We start from the raw sequence: 17,767 nt of genomic DNA on the forward strand, positions 1-17,767 counted from the left end.
GATTGCTATTGTGGAAAAAAAGCCAACAATTTGTGTTATTGGTTTGGGTTATATAGGCCTGCCAACAGCTGGGATATTGGCTGCAGCTGGGTATTCTGTAGTTGGTGTAGATGTTGATTCCAAGGTTGTTGATCTAGTGAATAAGGGCTGTATTCATATTGTAGAACCGGGTCTTGAGAAGTTAATACAAGAATCAGTCAAATCAGGTCGCTTATCAGCATCAGTAACGCCACAATTGGCGGATGTATATTTGATTTGTGTGCCTACGCCGTTTATTGAAAGTTGTTCGTCAATACCTCAACCAAATTTAGACTATGTCTTGGCTGCTGCGAGTAGTTTAATTCCATTTCTTAAGGGTGGTGAATTGGTTATTCTTGAATCAACCTCGCCCGTTGGTACAACTGAAAAAGTTTACGAATTATTTCGGTCTCAGGAAATAAGTATTCATATGGCCTACTGTCCCGAAAGGGTTCTTCCTGGGAATATTTTGCACGAGTTAATTTTTAATGATCGCATTGTTGGCGGACTTACCCCAGAGTCAACAACCCTAGCCTCTGAATTTTATAAATCTTTTATTAAGGGTGCTGTAATTGGAACAAGCTCCAACACGGCAGAAATGTGCAAATTAACCGAGAATGCTTTTAGGGATCTTAATATCGCATTTGCAAATGAATTGTCCATGATATGTGGTGAATTAAGAGTAGACGTAAATGAATTAATTTCCCTGGCTAATCATCATCCGCGCGTGAATATATTGCAGCCGGGCCCAGGGGTTGGCGGACATTGTATTGCTGTAGATCCATGGTTTATTGTAGCGAGAAGCCCGCAACGCTCTAGATTGATTAAAGCTGCCCGCGAAGTAAATAATCAGAAGGTTGAATGGGTCATAACGGAGGTGGAAAAAAAAATATCGGACTTGTCGGCGATAGAAAAACGGCCATTGATTGCGTGCTTGGGATTGGCATTTAAGCCGAATATTGATGATTTGCGGGAATCCCCTGCGGTATCGGTTGTGCGTGCATTGAAAGAAAATAATATCGACCTTATCGTTGTTGAGCCAAACATAGAAAGTCACCCTGAGTTTTCTTTGGCTCAGTTAGATCGGGCTTTGAGGGATGCTGATTTAATTGTTGTTCTAGTCGCTCATCGAGAGTTTGTCGAGGCAGCAATCGCTGGAAAGTTTGATAGACGTGCCGTAGTGGATTATTGTGGCGCCACTAATTTTTTTTGAGGCTTAATAGAATACCCATCTTTTGATTTCGAATTTCTTAATGATCGCTAACCATCAAAAAATTCATAGGATATCTCGCTTTATATTTTTGGTAATTGGAGACTGTGTTCTCTCGATTTCATCTACCGCTCTAATATATTGGATCAGGCTTGATGGGGAAGTGTTAAACCCCCTGGACAGGCGTGTTATTGGAACTTATGCCCTAGCACTTTTGGTGGGTATTTCAGTATTGGCGTTGAAGAAAATTTACGACCAAGCAACCAGATTTGCTGATATGGCATTTTTGGGGTTGGTGGTGAGGGCCTGTATAGGCTATTGGGGAATTTTTTTCCCATTAACAATACTGCTTAATTTTTTTGGTTTTGAGTGGGTCTCTAAGTATGTTGGGCTAATCCAACCTATTTTGTTTTGTAGCTTAATTATTGTGTATAGATTAATTTTGCAATCAATATTAGGCATATTAAATAAAAAAACAGAATTAAACAGACGGGGCGGTGACAATATATACATCTATGGCACTAGTTTAGATGCAAGGCATCTTGCAGAGTCTATTTATAGGTTGAGAGGGCATAAGGTTGTGGGATTTGTCGAAAATGATCCGACTCTCTGGGGTCGAGTTGTTTCTGGTATAAAAATTTATTCGATGACTCAGTTCGCTGATATTGCAAGGAATAAGCTTGTAGATGAATTGATTGTTGCCTTACCTGCAGGAAACTCCGAAGAGAGGCGCATAATTTTTGGAAGGCTTGTAAACCTGCCACTTCGAGTTCGAGTTTATGATGCCCCGCCTCCTTTAGGGGTAGAGCATGGTTCTATTGAGGATAGCATCCGAGAGTTGGATTTAGACGAGTTAATTGATCGGGAAAGTTTTAATTTTGACTATTCGCGTATTAATCAGTCAATATCCGGTAAGGTGGTTATGGTTACTGGGGCCGCAGGAAGCATAGGAAGTGAAATTAGTCGCCAAGTCTTGGGAGGCAATCCAAAGCTTCTGATTTTATTCGACCATAGCGAGCATGATTTGTACAGGCTTGAGCAAGATTTGGCTGGTGTAGGCTCATTAAATGTGCCTATTAAATCTGTGTTGGGCTCAATACTTGATGTAAGTCTGATGCAGAATATTATTGAGGGTCTTGGCGTTCAGGTAATTTTTCATGCCGCCGCTTATAAACATGTGCCATTATTGGAGTCCAACTTAATTTCTGGTATCCAGAACAATGTCTTGGGCACGATTTCTTGTGTAGACGCCGCTCTTTTTAAAAAGGTGGAGGCATTTATCCTCATATCTACTGATAAGGCTGTAAGGCCAACTAGTTTAATGGGCGCGACTAAAAGATTGGCTGAGATGTACGTGCAGGCGGCCCAACAAACGGCTATCAAAAATCAATATTCTACAAAGTTTTCAATAGTGCGCTTTGGCAATGTTTTGGGTAGCAGTGGTTCTGTTATTCCTCTATTTAGAGCGCAAATTATGAAGGGTGGCCCGATAACAGTCACAAGTCCAGATGTGACCCGTTATTTTATGACTATAGGCGAGGCGGTGCACTTAGTGTTAAATGCATTTGCTATGGGTGCTGGAGGCGAAGTTTTTTTATTGGATATGGGTGAGGCCGTTAAGATAATTGATCTTGCCAAAAAAGTGATTCAATTTTCTGGACTCTCAATTAGGAGTGAGATTAATCCTAATGGGGACATTGAGATAGTCTTCATAGGATTGCGTCCTGGTGAAAAACTTTATGAAGAGCTTTTGTTAGAGGGTAATCCGATTCCAACATTGCACCCAAAAATATATATTGCCAATGAGCCATTTCAATCTCTTGAAAGTCTTGAGGGTGCCATCAATGCAATTAAGATAGCATGCCATGAAAGAGATGAGGAGCGAGCTCGAATCCTAATCATGGGGTTGGTAGAGAAAGTTAATCTGAGTAAATGAGTTCAGGTGCAACGCCAAAAATCTCAATAGTGACGGCTATCTATAACCGTGAAAAGTCTGTTAAATCCCTTTGTAATAGTTTTAGCACCCAGACATATTCAAATAAAGAGCACATTATTGTTGATGGGGGTTCCAATGATGGGACATTGAGACTATTGGAAGAGTATTCTCATAAATTTGGCTGCTATCTGATAAGTGAGCCAGATGAAGGGATATATGATGCCATTAACAAAGGTGTTCGATTGGCCACGGGTGAGATTATTGGGCTTTTGCATTCAGATGATTTGTTTGCGAATCCAAATATTTTGGAGTTAGTAGCCAAGGAATTTTTAGATCCAACATTAGACGCAATATATGGGGATGCAGTTTTCTTTGATGCAAAAAATAGCTCAAAATTTATACGCAAATATAGCTCTCGCCGATTTTCATTAAAGTCAATTGCCTGGGGCTGGATTCCAGCGCATACCACTTTATTTGTTAGACGTAGGGTATTTGAAAAACATGGAATGTATAAAACAAATTATAAAATTGCGGGGGATGTAGAGTTTATTTCCAGGATTTTTACTTCCGAGGGGTTTAGGTCGAAATATATTCCTGTAATTTTAGTGCGTATGGGTATTGGTGGCATAAGTACTGCGGGTTTAAAAAATACAATTTTATTGAATATTGAAATGATGCGAGCACTCAAAGAAAGTGGCGTTAAGACAAATTTTTTTAAGATACTATCGCGCTACCCTTTGAAGATGTTGGAATTCTTTAATTTCAAATAATCAAATTAAGATTTGTGGTCAAGAAGCTGATGGTTGTTTTAAGAATGATATGAAAATTATTGCGACCTTAAAGAGGAGCATGTCAATTTATGTGGCCGGAAATCTAATGGTCAAGGGATTGTCTTTCATAGCAATTCCAATATACGCTAATATTTTTACTCCAAATGATTTTGGAATTATTGAGATGGTTATAGTCTCTGGATTGTTTATGGCGACGTTGTCGAATCCTGGGGTGGATTCTGCTTTTTCAAGTTTGTTTTTAAAAATTGAAACGTATGGGAATACAAGGCGTTCTATAATTTTTTCTTCGGTGTTGCAAATGCAAATTATTTGGGGCCTGCTAATTCTCCTCATTGCTCTATTTATTAGCAAGCCTCTCTCTGAGTATTTAGGTGGTGAAAAATATTATTGGTATTATTTTGCTTTAAACTTTATAGGAGTATTCTTCACTCAAATAATGCTTTATGTAATGGATGGAATGAGGTTGCTTCATAGAGCATTGCCCTGCTTTCTATTGCTTCTGGCTCAGTCCGTTACTAGCATTGGTTTGTTGCTAATATTTGTAGTGTCTATGAAAATGGGAATACTTGGAGTATTTTTAGCATCAACGATTTCATCATTTATTCTTGCGATTTTTTCTTGGGCGCTAATGCGCAACTACCTAATGGTGAGGGTTCCAAGAAAGCCTATAGTTATTCGGGTGTTAAAAATTTGTTTGCCATTATTGCCAGCCGGTGTTCTCACTTATATCTTAATGAATGGAAACAGGTGGATTCTTGAATACTACTTTGGGGCTGAAGCGGTTGGGTTATTTGTGCTGGCTGCTAAATTTAGTTTATTTGTAACGATTTTTTTAGAGGCATTTAGGATGGCATGGTGGCCTTTAGCTTTGCGGGCAATGCAATCACCAGGCGGCAAAGGGCATTTTTATTTATTGTCAAACCTATATGTTGGGGTTGCATGTGCGGCAATTGTATTTATAACTTTTCTTTCGCCTTATCTTTTAAAGAATTTTACTGCCCCCGCTTATTATTCTGCTTGGCCTATGGTTAGCATCTTTTGTTGGCAAGTATTTTTTTATATTTTTGCATTAATATTTTCCCCGGGCATATGGGTCACACATAAGACGTATTTAAGTTTACCAATTTCAATAGCATCCGTAATTGCAGGGGTAATTTTCTCCTGCATGCTGATACCTAAATTTGGGGCAATTGGCGCAGCAATCTCAAATTTATTAATTTTTATAGTCTTTTGCGTTATTACAATATTTATTAGCGAGATTTATTGGAGAGTTAATTACCCCATTCGAAAATTTTTTCTGCAAATATTTGTTTCGTTAATGCAAATGTTGGTAATGGTAAATTTTTACGACTCTTTGCCATTTTGGCTCTTATTTTTGATTGCTGTTCTGGTTGGGTTCGGCTTAGTTTTTTCTTCGATACAACTTAGGGAGCTTAGAAAATTTATTTTTTGAAATATTTTTTGTGGAGGGGCAACAAAAAATAACCAATGGTTGAGGATCGAAAAATTATGTCAATTACAATGCGGAGAAAATTATTTAAGACTGAATTTAGTTTTTTATCTGGATAGGCTCCGTCAATTTTTTCTTGCTAGCTCATATAAAAGATATATCAATATTTTCTTTCCAGTTGGCCAAAACTTGAAATTTGTTTCACCGTAATTTCTTGCAACTTCTTTGGTGGGGAATTCTATTCGTTTAAGTCGTAATTTATAAGAGCGAACTACCATCTCAATGTCGATGGAGAGGCCACGATCAAGCACCTCCATTTTCCTAAAGGCAGCTTTATCCCAGCCTTTGAATCCATGCAAAACATCGCGGATCCAAACACCTTCACGGCGCCATATAATGTATGCAAGGATTGAAAGTGCTAATACAGCCCATTTTCTAGGCCGAAAAAAAGATTGATCCTCTTCGTTGCTCGAGTTTGATAATTGCCTGCTAGCAATTATCAATTGAGCCCCTGCGTTAAAGTGGGGGCGAAATTTTTTTAGGTCGTCTGTTGGTAAGGTGCCCTTTGGGAAAAAGGCTACAACAGCATCTCCGGAAGCCAATTCATTTGCATAAACGTAGGCGGCATTCAGGCCAATTTTAGGCTGAGGAAATACGGGAATATTTACTGAATTTAAATATTCAATGGTGCCGTCGTTGCTGCCTCCATCAACGGCAAAAATTTCATGAAATTCATCTCTTGGAATTTTTGGTACATCGGTTTTGCATCCTTGCAGTTCATTTTTAACAATTAAGCATAATGAGATTTTCATCAATTTATAGCCCGCTCAATTTTGAAGCAAGGTCAAGCGCTTCCGATACGGCTACATCTGAATTCATATGCTCCCATTTCCCCCATCTTCCTAGGCCGATAATTTGATGATTGGATGCCCATTCCAGTATTCCCCGAATTGCTTTTGGTTTATCAAGGGTATTAACGGGGTAGGCGAATTCATTTGTGAATCGTTGCCCTGTGGTCGGATGGGAGCGATTTGAATTCGTTTCTGTCCAATATCCTCTGCCACTATTCGTAAAGTTGGATCTTAAGAGTAGTCGATGGTGCGCAATGCTTTCATCGGGGTTATAAATCCAATGCGACTTATTCTGTAAAGTCTGTGGAACATAATCTACATTTATTGATACATTTTTAAGTTGATAAATGAGTTTTTGGATCTCTAGGGGCATATTGCAGTATGATGTCCAAAGAGTCCATGGAATTGTATTGATAATGTAACTGGCCGACCACTTGTTATTAACCACTCTTTTGACTGGATCAATCGTTTTTATTGGGCAATTCAAGTGCAGCATGTCTCCAAGCTGCCCCCCCATTCTTCGCCAAACCTCTCCATACCCATACTTTTTGGGGTAGAAGAATCTTCCGTGAGCTGATAGCTGGCCAGTAGGCCTTGACTCCAGACAGCTCAAGAGCGTATCTTTGAACGAAACATTGGGGAGCTTATGAAGCCAGTATGTTCCCAATTGCGATAGATCCATGGAGAATATTTTTCTGTTGTATGGAAGTAAATACTGATTTGCAATATCAACGCCAAATTTCCATATTACCCATTCGGAAAATGAATGTGGATGGGGTTTGTTAACTACGCATCCTGCTTGGGCAATTGATTCTAAATAGCCTATTTGCAGATGCCTAGGGAGTTGCCATAGGTTTGCTTCAAGAGGATGGTCAATTTCCATGCCATGAATTTGAATTTTTGAAATGCGATCGAATAGTTGCCACTCGTCTTCTGGCATGAATTTAAATAAAAAATTTAAAGCTTTTTTATTATTGGCCTCTAGAAAATGCCCCCCGCCGATATCAAGCGGTGCGTTATCAATGATTTCAGATCTACATAAACCCCCGGGAACCATTTCTTTCTCGAGCAGAACAATATCGGAAGTATTGTGACCTAGGCTTAAGAGTGCGTGCGCAAGAGATAGGCCGCTTGGGCCTGCCCCCAAGATTAAAAATTTTACTTTATGGTGTTTTTTGAAAATCATAATGTGTATGACATGCTCTTATCATTTTTGGAATTCTGAAAATCTAAATAACGTCCAATTGCAATACAGGATATGGCAATTAGAATGAAATCAAATGGTATGCGGTACCGTATTCTGGTAAAAAATATCGCGCTCAATAATGCATTACCAAAATAAATTAAATAGAAGTAGTATTCAATATAAGAAAGTTTAATTTTTTGAAAGAATGAAATTCTTAAAATTGCAATAATTAAAAAGGGGTAATAGCTGAAAAAGAGGACTAAATTTTTTAATGAATTAACTTCAGATTGATTTGATATGTTATTTTTATAATTAAAATAATTTAAAGTTCTTAAGAAATATAGCTTTATATATCTTGTTGGATTTTCAGAGATCAAATTAAAAACAATCTTTTTGTAATACTCATCTTCCTGAGCCTCATTTAACTTAACGGGTGATGTATGCTTCGAAATATCAATGGTGCCGGAGTCATATTGAGTATTTTCTGAGTTACTATATAGCAAATTTATTCCTGAGTTAGTTGAAATAAATACAGTGCTATTGAACAACAAGCTATTTCTAATGATCCAGGGGGCAATGGTAATATTCATGAATAAAAATACTAATAATATATATATTGATTTTTTTTTATTTGGATTTTTTGCGATTAATATGAGGAGTAGTATTAAATAAAACAAGAAAAAAGTTGGAATTGTAAGAGCTAGGAATCCAATTATTATTCCGCAAAATATTCCATTCCAATAATTTCTTTTTGCAATAAAAATGCAGTATATTGATAAAATAAAAAGAAAACTTCCGAAAATCTGAGGAATTAATATTCCTGAAGCATAAATAAACAAAGGGTATGCAAATATAGCTAATGGAGTAAATATTGCCCCACTGGGGGATGTGAACCTGATTATTTTCTCAAGAATATAGGTTGTAAGAATCAGGAATATTAGGTTTGCGATCTTTGCTATTAAAGGAGCGCTTTTAGCCTTATAGAGGATCGAGATCAAGAACGGATATCCAGGTGGCCTAAATGCTGACGGCTCGGATAGTTCGTTAACATAGCCCTGTCCTTTATTTAAATTTGTGGCGATCTCAATATATATCTTTTCATCTGGCCAATTAACCTTATCGCCTGCGGTTGAAATATATACAGAACCAAGGATGGCAATTAAGATGTAAAGAATTATTCTAATGGAGCCAATTGTTTTCATAAACCCTCAACAGGGAAGAGATGTTATTTATAGATAAATTTTCAATAAATTCTAAAAATTCTTCAAATGTGCGTATGATTATAGCTATTAATTTATTATTTTTTTAAATTTAATGGGAATAAATGTCACCGAAAATAATAATTAGGAAAGCTGAGGTTAGCGATTCATCTGCAATTGCATCAGTTCATAGAATCGCATTTGAAGGGTTTTTTTTGGAGCGCATGGGCATTGGCTTTTTAACTGCTTATTACGACATCTTAATTGGGTATCGTCAAAATATTTTTTTGATTGCCGAGGATTCTAATGGCGAGCTAATTGGATTTATAGCGGGCTATCTTGATAAATCTAGATTTTATAAGCATCTCCTCGCAAGGTGTTTTCGAATTATTTTTCCTGCGCTTATTGCAATGGTTAGGAGCCCAGCTTTATTTTTGGAGGTGGCCCTTAATTTTTTAAGGGTGAATAGGTTGTCCGTGACGCGTGAGGTTGAATGCGAGCTTGCTTCAGTTGGTGTTCTAATGGGGGGTGTGGGTATTGGCTCTCAATTATTGAGAGCCTTTATTGCTGAAGTTAAATCAAGGCATTTTGACTGTATAACTCTCACAACTGACTATAGCGATAATGCGATCGCTAAAATTTTTTATGAAAAGCATGGATTTACCATGGTCGGTATTGAGGTCAGAACTACTGGGCGAGTGCTTGCTAAATATTCTTTGGATTTGACTTGCGGATGATGAATGAATTTATAAAATTTTCCTCCCCTGAAATAGGCGACGACGAAATTGCTGGTGTTGTAGATGTATTAAGAAGTGGCTGGTTAACTTCTGGCGCAAGATCGGCTGCTTTTGAGCGTGATTTTGCCGAATTTTTGGGGGGCTCGGTAGAGGCTATTGCAGTAAATTCAGCAACTGCGGGGCTGCATTTAGCGCTTGAGGCGGTGGGTGTGGGCGCTGGTGACGAGGTAATTACAACAACGCACACTTTTACTGCAACTGCGGAAGTCATAAGATATTTAGGGGCGAACCCAGTGTTTTTAGATATTGATCCCTCCACTTTGTGCATCGATATATCTAAGATTGAGAGTGCAATCACGCCAAAAACTAAGGCAATTATAGTTGTGCACTTTGCGGGTATATCTGCCAATATCTCAGCTGTAGCGGAGATTGCAAAAAGATATGACATCAAAATTGTAGAGGATGCTGCACACGCATTGCCGTCTAGTATCGATGGGCATTTGGTGGGAACTTTGAATTCAGACGCAACCGTATTTAGTTTTTATGCTAACAAAACTATAACAACGGGCGAGGGCGGAATGTTGGTAACGAGGAGCCAAGAAATCGCAAATCGTGCAAGGCTTATGAGGTTGCACGGTATAGATAGAGACGCATTTGGCCGCTTCCAGGCAAAAATTCCAAGCTGGTTTTATCAGGTAATGGCTCCTGGGTATAAGTACAACTTGACTGATATGGCGGCGGCAATTGGTATTGCGCAGCTAAAGAAGGCTTGGAGGTTTCAGGCTGCAAGAGAGAGGATCGCCAAAGAATACAATCAAAAACTTAATCGGTTCGGCATTACCATTCCGCCTCAGCCACTTCAGGGGGACGTGCATTCATGGCATCTTTACGTGATTCAGTTGCCCGCTGAAATGAAGGAATATAGAGATAATTTTATTAATAAAATGCATGACTATGGTGTTGGTTGCAGCGTTCATTACATACCACTTCATTTGCAACCGTATTGGAAAAGTTTTTGCGACTTGCGGAAGGAGATGTTTCCCGTTAGCCAGATGGTCTATGAGACCTCAGTATCGCTTCCAATTTATAGCTCTATGAGCGATGAGCAGATTAATCGGGTTATACAAGCAGTTGAGTTATCGCTACCATGATTTTAAAGAGAGCATTTGATATTTTTACTGGCTTGATCGCATTGATTTTTCTGATGCCAGTGTTTGCGCTAATTGCAGTGGCGATAAAAATTGAATCTCCGGGGCCGATATTATTTTCTCAGTTGAGGGTTGGTAGAAATCAAGTGCCATTTTTCATTCATAAGTTTAGATCAATGAAATATTCAGCAGGGGAGAATGGTTCGCTTTTAACGATAGGGTCTGATAATCGAATCACTGGTGTAGGAAGGGTATTGAGAAGTAGCAAGCTTGATGAGTTGCCGCAGCTCTTTGACATATTACTGGGTAAGATGAGTTTTGTTGGGCCAAGACCGGAAGTCCCCTATTTTGCTGACTTTTATACTCTTCAGCAAAAAAAGATTATTTTTTCTGTGCGCCCCGGCTTGACCGATTCAGCTTCTATATTTTTTATTAATGAAGCTAAAATTCTAGGGGCATCCAAGAATCCCGAAGAGCTATATGTTAAAAATATTCTTCCGATTAAGGCAAGCCTGGCAATTGATTATGTTAATGGTCGAACATTTATAGGTGATCAGATAATTTTACTAAAAACATTAGTTAAAATTTTTTATAGAGGGTAAGTGATATTGTCAAAAAAACCTCAAAATTGCGTTCTTGTAACTGGTGCTGGGGGTTTTATTGGTTCAGCCCTTTGCAAGACGTTAAATGTGGATGGGCATTCAGTTCGCAAAGTTTTTCGCGAACTGAATGGAGATCGCGGGCTTAATAATATAGCTATAGGAAATATCGATAGCTATACAGATTGGTCAGGGGCGCTTAATGGGGTTGATACAGTGGTGCATTGTGCTGCGCGGGTTCACCAAATGAGGGAGTGTGTAACAGATCCGCTATCTGAGTATATAAAGGTAAATGTTGAGGCGACTATTAAATTAGCGGAGCAGACTATCGAGGCCGGTGTTGAGACGTTTATTTATATTAGCTCCATAAAAGCCGCTCATGATGATAGCGATCCTTATGGTGAATCAAAAATTAGATCTGAAGAGGCTTTGGTGAAAATTTTTTCCGGATCTGCTGTAAAGTTAATCATCATTCGTCCCCCATTGGTGTACGGGGGTGGCGTCAGAGGAAATTTCTTGAGTCTTATGAAATTGGTATCTTTGGGCTTCCCGTTGCCATTTAAAGCGGTGGCGAATAAAAGATCAATGGTGTATATAGAAAATTTGGTTGACTTATTGAGGTATTGCATCATCTGTGCTCATGTCCCAAGTGGAGTTTATGAGGTGGCGGATGGGGCAGGTATTTCCACCCGTGCTCTAATAAATCTATTGGCCGAAGAGTTTGATCGATATGCTCAAAATGACAATCGTTCACGGTTCACTCACGCTAAGATGGTATCAAAGTTAAGGAGAGGGGTATTCTTGGGCATGAAATTACCGCCAACGTTTTATTTCCCCCTTCCAATTCTTGGGTGTGTTATGAAGTTGCTTGGCAAAGAAGGCCAGTTTTTAAGGTTAACTGAGTCGCTAGAAGTCGATCCTTTTTATGAAAGGCGGGTGCCTGGATGGAGCCCCCCTTTTTTAATGCGAGAAGGCATTTCAAGAACGGCGATATCATTTTTTGCGAATTTATCAAATACTCAATAAAGTGGCTGTACTCGGCCATTATTTATTGCATTACTAGTGAAATTTACTTATTGTTCAATTTGTATAAATATTAAATTAAATCCTCTCTGGCGAAGAGGCTCATTAAGTGTTAAAAAATTAATCCACTATTACTACGAAGTTGAAATATGAATATCCTATCTTTAATTGGGCGTCAATTTAATTTATTTGATGCTGACATTATTGCGCATTCAACAGCGTTAAATGATATGGTTCAGCAGTCTCGCTTTTTAATAATTGGTGGAGCTGGTTCTATAGGTCAGGCTGTAGTTAGGGAAATCTTTAAAAGAATGCCGAAGGTTTTGCATGTTGTTGATATTAGTGAAAATAACATGGTGGAATTGGTACGCGATATCAGAAGCACTTTAGGCTATATAAATGGTGATTTTCAAACGTTTGCAATCGATTATGGCTCGGTTGAATTTTTGGCGCTTTTAAATTCTGGGTATGAATATGACTATGTATTAAATTTATCTGCATTAAAGCATGTTCGTAGCGAAAAGGATCCGTTTACGCTAATGAGAATGATTGATGTCAATATTACCAATGTTATTCGTAGTATTGATCTTGCTAAGTCTATGCGCGCCAAGAAATATTTTTGCGTATCCACGGATAAGGCTGCAAACCCCGTAAATATGATGGGCGGAAGTAAACGCATCATGGAAATGTTTTTAGGGCGAGCAAGTCTGGAGATCCCGATTTCTACGGCGCGTTTTGCGAATGTGGCATTCTCGGATGGATCATTGTTATATGGTTTTAGTCAACGCATTTTAAAGCGCCAGCCAATTTCGGCCCCCAATGACGTTAGGCGATATTTTGTAACACCTCAAGAATCTGGTGAATTATGCTTGATGTCATGTTTGCTGGGTCAAAACCGAGACATTTTTTTTCCAAAACTAAATGAAAATCTTCATTTGACAACCTTTTCTGAAATCGCAATTCGCTATCTTTCCGATATAGGTTTTGAGGCAGTTGAGTGCTCTACGGAAGAGGAGGCTCGACATCGTGTTTTGGAGCTTATTCCGCAAAAAAAATGGCCATGTTATTTTTTTGAGAGTGATACCACGGGGGAGAAAGATTTCGAAGAGTTTTTTACATCTAGCGAATTGTTGGATATGGAGTCGTTTGAGGGTATCGGCGTAATTAAAAATCTTGCAACTTTTGATAATGGCAGACTTGAACACTTTATTGAGACTCTAAAATTAATGAGAGCAAATAAAACATGGCACAAGGAGGAGATAGTTGATCTCTTTAATTATATGGTTCCAGGATTTGCGCATAAAGAAACTGGAAAATACTTAGACCAAAGGATGTGATAATGCAGCGAGTTTTTGACATTTTTTTTTCGGCTTTATCTTTGTTGCTTCTTTCGCCGCTGCTAATTCCGGTTGCTATTTTTCTTAAAAATACTGGCGAGGGAGAAATTTTTTATTGTCAGAACAGGGTTGGTAAGCATGGTAAATTATTTAGGCTATATAAATTCTCCACCATGTTAAAAAACAGTCCTAATATGAAGGCTGGAACTGTCACCATAAAAGATGATCCAAGAATACTCCCCTCAGGAAAATTCTTTCGAAAAACAAAAATCAATGAACTGCCACAATTGTTAAATATTTTTTTGGGGGATATGAGTGTAATAGGGCCCAGGCCTTTGACTGAGCAGACATTTAATTCTTATTCCTTGGAGGTGCAAAAAGCGGTCGAAAAAGTAAAACCGGGATTATCTGGTATAGGCTCAATAGTTTTTCGCAATGAGGAGGATATTCTTTGTTGTGATGTAAGTCCTATTGATTTTTATAAGAATGTAATAGCGCCCTATAAAGGCGCATTAGAGCAATGGTATGTTCAAAATCAAAGCGTAAAAATATATTTCACCGCTATTTTTGTTACTGCCTGGTTGATTATTTCTCCAAAATCAACTGTAGTATGGCGCGCTTTTCCTCAATTGCCTGCGCCCCCTAGAAGTCTTGCGGGATCACTTAACTATCAATTTTAAGAATATTTCGGTTTTATATTAACCCCCTGTGGCGGTAGAGGGTTAGGTGCCATATTTTGTTAGCGAAATCTTCGTCCTAATATATTCGTAGCCTGCAATTCTTTGCTAGCTTATGCGCATCCAAAATGGGGTTCTAAAGTTTACAATCCTGGAATAAATCCACATGTATATAGATAGAAAAATAAACCAAGACAAGGCTAGGATGTGGGTTGAATTCCAGAATAGAGTTGCTGGCATAACACTCAGCCCTGCCATAATCCAGAGATATGGTGCAGTTTTGGCATTGGCTGAGAATAAATGGTCATCACACTGGTCTTTAATTAAGATTCGTCGATAAATTAGAGTGTGAAAGTGCATGCCATCTGGTTGGCCAGGGCTCTTATTTTGATGAATTGTACGCCTATATATTGAGAAAAGTGTTTCAATAACGGGATAGCCATTAATCATTAAGCAAAACCAGGGTGAGACCTCATGATGTTTATAGGCCAGAATTATGCTTAAGCAGGCAATCCAGAATCCTATTAGGTATGCGCCTCCATCGCCTAAAAATATTAAGCCACGAGGGTAGTTCCAGACAAAGAAGCCCAGAATAGCACTTGCCATGATAAGGCTTGTGTACATCAGCAATGGATCCATCAGAACATAACTTATATAGCCTATGGCTAAAAGTGTAATGATGCCAACCATGCTTGCTAAACCATTGAATCCATCAATGATGTTGTAAGCGTTTGATAATCCGGTAATTGCAAAGATAGTAAGTAATCCCCCGACTCCGGGAATGGAGATGATTGAATCTATGTGCGGAATACCCACCCCCAATATTCGCATATGCGAAAGTGATACGAATAATCCAGCGCCAATTGCTGTGAAAATTAGACGTGCCCTAACGCTAATTTTCTTGGTTATATCTTCTGTCATCCCAATTGCAAAGGCGGGGATTGCGCAGAGCAATAAAAGCGTTTCAACACCAAATCCCTGGCCATAAGAGAATCTAATAAGTATTGCGAAGACGGCGCCCAGTGCAATGCCTATTCCCCCAACTCTAGGAACGGGGAACTGATGAAATTTTTGTGGCCCTGAGAAATCCGAGTCTGCTGAAAATTTTTGATGTAATTTTTTATATCGAATTAATAGCGATGTTGTTATGAAAGACAGAAGGAAGGCAAGGATTAGACCAATCATTTTTTGATTATAAATTCTAAATATATCTTTTGTTAAAAAAATAGTCTTTTAGTGGGGGCGAGTTATCTATAGTTTTTTTGGGGTAATACTAATTTTTAGGGCACCAAACTTAAAAACAAATACTCAAAGAAAATAATCAGGTGGACCACCCCTTGCAATAGCGTGGTTCTGCCGATGGCTAATGTAAGTGCCCCAATAAAGAGGGTGAGATACATCAGGGTCATATTCAGGTCGCTAATACCTAGGCTAAGAGGCAGGTTAAAGAAGATGGCGATCGCCGCAATTGTTGGAATAGATAGTCCAATGCTCGCGAGAGCTGACCCTAATGCTAGATTTAAGCTGCTTTGCAAGCGATTAGCCTTTGCTGCTCTTACTGCCGCATATCCTTCTGGCATGAGTACTAGCATGGCAATCGCGATACCCACAATGGTTTTGGGTGCGCCGGCAGCTTTAACTCCAGCTTCAATGGCGGGGCTGAGTAATTCCGCTAAACCCACAACCACGATCAGCGATGCAATCAATAGTGCAACACTTATGGAAGCCTTGAGATTGCTGGGCTTTGGCGCATGAAAATTAATGTCAGTTTTTTTCTCTTCTGTTTTTGGTAGGTAATAGTCGCGATGACTAATGGTTTGGAAGAATAAAAAAGCAGCGTAAAGGACAAATGAGGCGATGCCTGCAAAAGCAAGTTGGCTTTTGGTGAAGTCTGGCCCTGGGGTGCTGGTTGTCACAATTGGCATAACCAAAATGAAGGTGGCTAATGCAGTCAGCACTGCTAAGGCCGAGTTGGTACCCTCATTGCGAAAAGACATTTCATGATGGTGCAGGCCGCCAATAAAAATACACAAACCAATAACGCCATTAATCACAATCATGACGGTGGCAAACACTGCATCTCTAGCAATAAATTGTGATCCTTCGTGACCCGATAGCATCATGGAGATAATCAAAGAAACCTCGATAATGGTGACGCTAATTGCCAATACTAGGGCGCCATAAGGTTCACCAGTTTTATGGGCAATCACTTCCGCGTGGTGAACTGCAGAAAGCACGCCTCCAATGAGCATGACGGCCATCAGCGCAATAAACCAGGTATGGCTGGCTAAGGAGTGAAGAAGTTCCATGAATGGCCCATGTTGTATTAATTAAAATTGGTTTTTGTGAAATTAAGGGTAAGCTTACGGATATATATCATCACCTATATTTATCTAGCAAAGCTACTCATAGTGAGAGTTTATAAGTATTTATGAAGGCAATCATTCTTTTTGGCCATGGTGCTAGAGATGCTCGTTGGCGCGAGCCTTTTGATCGATTGGCTGGACTATGGCGTAGTCAGCATCCCCAGGTGTTGGTGGAACTTGCTTTCTTGGAAATGATGCAACCCTCATTGGAGAGTGCTGTAGCTTCTTTAGCGGGCGATGGTGCCACCCAAATTACTGTAGTGCCTGTCTTTTTTGGTCAGGGTGGTCATTTGCGCAATGACTTTCCTCTCTTACTTGCTGCTTGCCAAGAAAAATTTCCTCAGATTGCTTTAAGCGCGACGAGTGCGGTTGGCGAGGATTTGGCTGTCTTGCAGGCCATTATCGATTTTGGTGCTAGAGCTCTCTGATTTTGTAGTCACCAGTTCAGCTTTATGTCTTAAGGCTTCGCCAACCATAATTAAAGCAGGCGAATTACTGTTAAACCAGCCATCAGCTTTGCCGCTGGCCAATTGCTCAAGCGTGCTGCTCCAAAGTCGTTCATGTGCTGTACTAACTGCTTCTAAAATATGCACAGGCGTATCCTGCTTATGAACGCCACCATGATCACTTTGCTGAATGAGTTGCTGTGCAATTTTGGCAGCGTCTTTACGCCCCATGTAATACACCAAGGTATCTGCACTGGGGCTTGCAATAGGTTGTGGCGCCTTATCTTCATTTGCATGCGAGTGATTGGTGCCTTGCGCCAGCGTAATAAAAGCAACGCTCCTGCTTACGCCACGTAAAGTCAGCGATTGTTGAATGCTTGCAGCGCCAGCTAGTGCAGCAGTAATTCCTGGAACGACCTCCACTTCAATCTGACGATTTTTTAGGGTTTGGATTTCTTCATCGGCGCGACCAAACATCATGGGGTCACCACCTTTAAGGCGCACGATGATTTGGTACTTTTGCGCAGCATCAACTAAGCGCTTATTGATAAATTGCTGGGCTGATGAAAGCTTGCCGCAACGTTTACCAACAGCCACTTTCTCTGCTTGCGGGCAAAGCTCTAGCATTTCAGGGTCAACTAAAGCATCATAAAAAACAATGTCTGCTTGCGCTAAAAGTTTTGCACCACGCACGGTAATTAAATCAACTGCACCTGGGCCAGCGCCAACTAAATACACTTTGCCAGTGGATGAAGGGTTATTGAACATGAATGGTGCAGTTTTTGAGATAGCT

At 39.5% G+C, this 17,767-nt stretch carries 17 protein-coding genes; 11 read left to right on the plus strand and 6 right to left on the minus strand.

Annotated elements, in window-relative coordinates:
• The first annotated feature begins 1 nt into the window (after position 1).
• From wecC to DCO17_RS01745, 4 genes are read left to right on the plus strand one after another with little or no spacing between them, the layout of a single operon-like run.
• Positions 2 to 1,231, plus strand: coding sequence for a UDP-N-acetyl-D-mannosamine dehydrogenase (gene wecC / locus DCO17_RS01730; RefSeq protein ID WP_217425453.1), 1,230 nt, complete (start codon positions 2 to 4; stop codon positions 1,229 to 1,231).
• 40 nt (positions 1,232 to 1,271) lie between these two features.
• On the plus strand, positions 1,272 to 3,164 hold the full coding sequence (locus DCO17_RS01735) for a polysaccharide biosynthesis protein (RefSeq protein WP_173955100.1): 1,893 nt from the start codon (positions 1,272 to 1,274) through the stop codon (positions 3,162 to 3,164).
• On the plus strand, positions 3,161 to 3,934 hold the full coding sequence (locus DCO17_RS01740; protein ID WP_173955101.1) for a glycosyltransferase family 2 protein: 774 nt from the start codon (positions 3,161 to 3,163) through the stop codon (positions 3,932 to 3,934). The genes DCO17_RS01735 and DCO17_RS01740 overlap by 4 nt, the downstream gene beginning before the upstream one ends.
• Positions 3,935 to 3,983: 49 nt before the next feature.
• Positions 3,984 to 5,408: a lipopolysaccharide biosynthesis protein gene (locus tag DCO17_RS01745; RefSeq protein ID WP_173955102.1), complete on the plus strand. Its 1,425-nt coding sequence runs from the start codon at positions 3,984 to 3,986 to the stop codon at positions 5,406 to 5,408.
• 122 nt (positions 5,409 to 5,530) lie between these two features.
• Here the strand turns inward: DCO17_RS01745 and DCO17_RS01750 are convergent, their stop codons facing one another.
• The 3 genes from DCO17_RS01750 to DCO17_RS01760 are packed head-to-tail and all read right to left on the minus strand — an operon-like array spanning position 5,531 to position 8,644.
• Entirely contained in the window at positions 5,531 to 6,217 is a 687-nt protein-coding gene (locus DCO17_RS01750; protein ID WP_173955103.1) for a glycosyltransferase, read from the minus strand.
• Between the two features lie 4 nt (positions 6,218 to 6,221).
• A complete protein-coding gene (locus tag DCO17_RS01755) occupies positions 6,222 to 7,442 on the minus strand; it encodes an NAD(P)-binding protein (RefSeq protein ID WP_173955104.1) in 1,221 nt (406 codons plus the stop codon).
• Complete coding sequence (locus tag DCO17_RS01760) at positions 7,439 to 8,644, minus strand: glycosyltransferase family protein (RefSeq protein WP_173955105.1); 1,206 nt, start codon at positions 8,642 to 8,644, stop codon at positions 7,439 to 7,441. Before DCO17_RS01760 ends, DCO17_RS01755 begins: the two co-directional genes overlap by 4 nt.
• Before the next feature lie 122 nt (positions 8,645 to 8,766).
• Here DCO17_RS01760 and DCO17_RS01765 point away from each other — a divergent pair, with 122 nt between their 5' ends.
• The 6 genes from DCO17_RS01765 (at position 8,767) to DCO17_RS01790 (ending at position 14,165) form a co-directional block, all read left to right on the plus strand.
• The gene (locus DCO17_RS01765; protein ID WP_173955106.1) at positions 8,767 to 9,378 is read left to right on the plus strand and encodes a GNAT family N-acetyltransferase; all 612 of its coding nucleotides are present in this window, start codon (positions 8,767 to 8,769) and stop codon (positions 9,376 to 9,378) included.
• Positions 9,378 to 10,529, plus strand: coding sequence for a DegT/DnrJ/EryC1/StrS family aminotransferase (locus DCO17_RS01770; RefSeq protein ID WP_217425433.1), 1,152 nt, complete (start codon positions 9,378 to 9,380; stop codon positions 10,527 to 10,529). The genes DCO17_RS01765 and DCO17_RS01770 overlap by 1 nt, the downstream gene beginning before the upstream one ends.
• Entirely contained in the window at positions 10,526 to 11,128 is a 603-nt protein-coding gene (locus DCO17_RS01775; protein WP_254598793.1) for a sugar transferase, read from the plus strand. Before DCO17_RS01770 ends, DCO17_RS01775 begins: the two co-directional genes overlap by 4 nt.
• Positions 11,129 to 11,134: 6 nt before the next feature.
• Positions 11,135 to 12,151 carry an NAD-dependent epimerase/dehydratase family protein gene (locus DCO17_RS01780; protein WP_173955108.1) on the plus strand — a complete coding sequence of 339 codons (1,017 nt, stop codon included), beginning with the start codon at positions 11,135 to 11,137 and terminating at the stop codon, positions 12,149 to 12,151.
• Positions 12,152 to 12,297: 146 nt separating this feature from the next.
• A complete protein-coding gene (locus DCO17_RS01785; RefSeq protein WP_173955109.1) occupies positions 12,298 to 13,485 on the plus strand; it encodes a UDP-N-acetylglucosamine 4,6-dehydratase in 1,188 nt (395 codons plus the stop codon).
• Between the two features lie 2 nt (positions 13,486 to 13,487).
• Entirely contained in the window at positions 13,488 to 14,165 is a 678-nt protein-coding gene (locus DCO17_RS01790; RefSeq protein ID WP_173955110.1) for a sugar transferase, read from the plus strand.
• A 105-nt stretch (positions 14,166 to 14,270) separates the two neighbouring features.
• On the opposite strand, the gene DCO17_RS01795 is transcribed toward DCO17_RS01790, so the two are convergent.
• Positions 14,271 to 15,347 (minus strand): glycosyltransferase family 4 protein, encoded by a 1,077-nt coding sequence (locus tag DCO17_RS01795; protein ID WP_173955111.1) that lies wholly within the window; start codon positions 15,345 to 15,347, stop codon positions 14,271 to 14,273.
• 95 nt (positions 15,348 to 15,442) lie between these two features.
• Positions 15,443 to 16,471: a calcium:cation antiporter gene (locus DCO17_RS01800; protein ID WP_173955112.1), complete on the minus strand. Its 1,029-nt coding sequence runs from the start codon at positions 16,469 to 16,471 to the stop codon at positions 15,443 to 15,445.
• A 122-nt stretch (positions 16,472 to 16,593) separates the two neighbouring features.
• On the opposite strand from DCO17_RS01800, the gene DCO17_RS01805 reads away from it, so the two are divergent.
• Entirely contained in the window at positions 16,594 to 16,956 is a 363-nt protein-coding gene (locus DCO17_RS01805) for a sirohydrochlorin chelatase (RefSeq protein WP_173955113.1), read from the plus strand.
• Here DCO17_RS01805 and cobA read toward each other — a convergent pair.
• The gene (cobA, locus tag DCO17_RS01810) at positions 16,879 to 17,742 is read right to left on the minus strand and encodes a uroporphyrinogen-III C-methyltransferase (protein WP_173955114.1); all 864 of its coding nucleotides are present in this window, start codon (positions 17,740 to 17,742) and stop codon (positions 16,879 to 16,881) included. The two genes, DCO17_RS01805 and cobA, sit on opposite strands and share 78 nt — an antisense overlap.
• Positions 17,743 to 17,767 lie beyond the last annotated feature (25 nt).

It is taken from the genome of Polynucleobacter tropicus (assembly GCF_013307225.1).
GTDB lineage: Bacteria > Pseudomonadota > Gammaproteobacteria > Burkholderiales > Burkholderiaceae > Polynucleobacter > Polynucleobacter tropicus.